Source organism: Tardiphaga sp. (genome assembly GCF_044340795.1).
GTDB lineage: Bacteria > Pseudomonadota > Alphaproteobacteria > Rhizobiales > Xanthobacteraceae > Tardiphaga.
Genome location: NZ_JBIISY010000412.1, coordinates 1 through 3288 on the forward strand (window position 1 = coordinate 1; position 3288 = coordinate 3288).

Sequence of the window (3288 nt, forward strand, 5' to 3'; positions counted from 1 at the left end):
CACGGTGAATGCCGAATTGTCGCGCATCTTCACCACGAAGACGACGGCGGAATGGGCGAAGCTGCTCGATGAAGCCGACGTGCCGTCGGCGCCGATGCATACGCTCGACAGCATGATGGACGATCCGCATCTGGTGGCGACCGATTTCTTCCAGCAGGTCGAGCATCCCACCGAAGGCGCGATCCGCAGCATGAAGGTGTCGGCGACGTGGTCGAAGACCCCCGCCAATCCGACCCGGCTCGCCTCGCATCTCGGCGAGCAGAATGCCGAAGTGCTGGCCGAGGTCGGCTACACGGCCGAGCAGATCGCAAAATTGCACAAGGACGGCGTGCTGAAACAGGCCGCCATTCCCGATACGTCGGAGCTCTGAGCCAAGGATTTTAAGATATGGATTTCGCCCTTAATGAGAACCAGGAGTCCATCCGCGACACGATCGAGAAGATCTGTTCGCGCTTCGACGATGCCTATTGGCTGAAGAAGGACAAGGAGGGCGGTTTCCCGATCGAATTCCACAAGGCGATCGCGGATGCCGGCTATCTCGGCATCTGCATTCCGGAGGAATATGGCGGCTCGGGTCTGGGCATCACCGATGCTGCGATCATGATGCGGGCGATTTCGGAATCCGGCGCCGGCATGTCGGGCGCGTCAGCCGTACATATGAATGTGTTCGGCCTCAATCCGGTGGTCGTGTTCGGCACGCCGGAACAGTGCCAGCGCATGCTGCCGCCGATCGTCGCCGGCACGGAAAAGTCCTGCTTTGCGGTGACCGAGCCGAATACGGGGCTCAATACGACGCAGTTGAAGACCCGCGCCGTGCGCAAGGGCGATCGCTACATCGTCAACGGCCAGAAGGTATGGATCTCCACCGCGCAGGTCGCCGAAAAGATCCTGCTGCTGGCGCGCACCACGCCGCTGGACGAGGTGAAAAGCCCGACCCATGGGCTCAGCCTGTTCTATACGGACTTCGATCGCGCGAAGATCACCGTGCATGAGATCGAGAAGCTCGGGCGGAAATGCGTTGATTCCAACGAGCTGTTCTTCGCGGATTTCGAAATTCCGGTGGAGGACCGCATCGGTGAGGAAGGCCGCGGCTTCGAATATATTCTGCACGGCATGAACCCGGAGCGGATCTTGATCGCGGCGGAAGCGGTGGGCCTCGGCAAGGTCGCGCTGAAGCGGGCGGCGAGCTATGCCAAGGAGCGCAATGTCTTCAATCGCCCGATCGGCCAGAACCAGGCGATCCAGCATCCGCTGGCGAAGAACTGGATGGAGCTGGAAGCCGCCTGGCTGATGGTGCTGTCGGCCGGCTGGCAATACGACAACAACATGCCGTGTGGCCCGGCGGCGAACTCCGCAAAGTATCTCGCGGGCGAGGCGGGCTATCATGCCTGCGAGCAGGCCGTGATGACGCATGGCGGGTTTGGTTATGCCAAGGAGTATCACGTCGAGCGTTATCTGCGGGAGTCACTGATCCCGCGCATTGCGCCGGTGAGCCGGGAATTGATTTTGAGCTTCATCGCCGAGAAGGCGCTGGGGCTGCCGAAGTCGTATTGATGGATGGTCTAACTCTCCTGTCATCCCGGCGAACGCCGGGATCCATAACCTCCGAAGAAGAGGTCGGGACTCGGGATTGGCAATGCAGCACCGTCGCAAACTCGGTGTTTATGGATCCCGGCATTCGCCGGGATGACAGGGGAGAGACATGAGCTACATCACAGGCGTCGGCCTTCTTCCTTATGGCAAGCACGAGGGCTCATCGACCATCGATCTGATGAGCCGCGCCGCGGAGCTCGCGCTCAAGGATGCCGGCCTCAAGCGGGCGGATATCGACGGCTTCCTCTGCGGCTATTCGACGACGATGCCGCATATCATGCTCGCCACCGTCTTTGCCGAACACTTCGGCATCACGCCGTCCTATGCCCATGCCATCCAGGTCGGCGGCGCCACCGGCATGGCGATGGCGATGCTGGCGCATCAGCTGGTCGAAGGCGGTGTCGCCAAAAACGTCCTGGTGGTCGGCGGCGAGAACCGGCTCACCGGCCAGAGCCGCGACGCCTCGATCCAGGCGCTGGCGCAGGTCGGCCATCCCACTTACGAAGTACCGCTCGGCCCGACCATCCCGGCCTATTACGGTCTGGTCGCCAACCGCTATATGCACGAATACGGCGTGACGCAGGAAGACCTCGCCGAATTCGCGGTGCTGATGCGTCAGCATGCGCTCACTCATCCCGGCGCGCAGTTTCATGATCCGATCACGGTCGCTGATGTCATGGCGTCCAAGACCATCGCAACGCCGCTAAAACTGCTCGATTGCTGCCCGGTCTCGGATGGCGGCGCGGCGTTCGTCGTCAGCTATGAGCCGACCAGCGAGGTCAAGATCAAGGTGCGTGGGGCTGCGCAGGCGCATACGCATCAGCACATCACCGCCGCGCCTCCGCTGTCCGGCCTCGGCGCCGAGATTTCCATCGCGCGCGCAAGGAAGGCGACCGGCATCGCGATCTCCGATGTCCGCTACGCCGCGATCTATGACAGCTTCACCATCACGCTGGCGATGCTGCTCGAAGACCTCGGCCTTGCCGGTCGCGGCGAGGCAGCGGCAAGGGTGCGCGCCGGTCATTTCGGCCAGCATGGCGCGATGCCGCTGAACACCCATGGTGGTCTCTTGTCTTACGGCCATTGCGGCGTCGGCGGTGCCATGGCGCATCTGGTCGAGGCGCATCTGCAGATGACGGGCAGGGCCGAAAACCGTCAGGTCAAGGATGCGTCCGTCGCGTTGCTGCATGGCGATGGCGGCGTGTTGTCCTCCCATGTCTCGATGTTCCTGGAGCGCGTGTGATGAGCCAGCTCAAACCTGCTGCCGACTGGACCACCGGCAAGGAAGCCATCAGCTTCCAGTGCTGCCGTGCCTGCCAGTCCATCCAGTATTTCCGTCGCAGCTTCTGTGCCGCCTGCGGCTCGACGGATCTCGACGACAAGGTGTCATCAGGCGAGGGCACGGTCTATGCGACCTCGCTCGTACTTCGCGCGGGTACGCCGGAAGCGCGCGAGCATGTGCCCTACAATATCGTGCTGATCGACACGGCCGAAGGCTTTCGCATGATGGCCCATGGCGCCAATGATCTCGTGATCGGTGACAGGGTGAAGGCGCGTTACGCACAGTTCACCGGCCGGCTTGTGCCGTTTTTTGAAAAGTCAGCGTGAGCCAGAAGCGCGGTGTCGTAGGATGGGTTGAGCGCAGCGATACCCATCACCTCTCGCGCCTGTGGTGATGGGTATCGCTGCGCTCAA

4 protein-coding genes are annotated in these 3288 nt (G+C 62.1%); all 4 read left to right on the forward strand.

Features of this window, described 5'->3' with window-relative positions:
* A partial coding sequence (locus ACIQ17_RS32410) for a CoA transferase (protein ID WP_398473660.1) occupies window positions 1-370 on the forward strand: 370 nt, incomplete at its 5' end.
* A gap of 17 nt (window positions 371-387) precedes the next feature.
* A complete protein-coding gene (locus ACIQ17_RS32415) occupies window positions 388-1554 on the forward strand; it encodes an acyl-CoA dehydrogenase family protein (RefSeq protein WP_398473661.1) in 1167 nt (388 codons plus the stop codon).
* 148 nt (window positions 1555-1702) lie between these two features.
* Window positions 1703-2836: a thiolase family protein gene (locus ACIQ17_RS32420; RefSeq protein ID WP_398473662.1), complete on the forward strand. Its 1134-nt coding sequence runs from the start codon at window positions 1703-1705 to the stop codon at window positions 2834-2836.
* Window positions 2836-3201 carry a Zn-ribbon domain-containing OB-fold protein gene (locus tag ACIQ17_RS32425; protein ID WP_398473664.1) on the forward strand — a complete coding sequence of 122 codons (366 nt, stop codon included), beginning with the start codon at window positions 2836-2838 and terminating at the stop codon, window positions 3199-3201. Before ACIQ17_RS32420 ends, ACIQ17_RS32425 begins: the two co-directional genes overlap by 1 nt.
* Window positions 3202-3288 lie beyond the last annotated feature (87 nt).

Excerpts from the sequence above, each read along its gene's own strand:
- ACIQ17_RS32415 (WP_398473661.1), top strand. The coding sequence starts at position 388 with ATGGATTTCGCCCTTAATGAGAACCAGGAGTCCATCCGCGACACGATC.
- ACIQ17_RS32420 (WP_398473662.1), top strand. The coding sequence starts at position 1,703 with ATGAGCTACATCACAGGCGTCGGCCTTCTTCCTTATGGCAAGCACGAG.
- ACIQ17_RS32425 (WP_398473664.1), top strand. The coding sequence starts at position 2,836 with ATGAGCCAGCTCAAACCTGCTGCCGACTGGACCACCGGCAAGGAAGCC.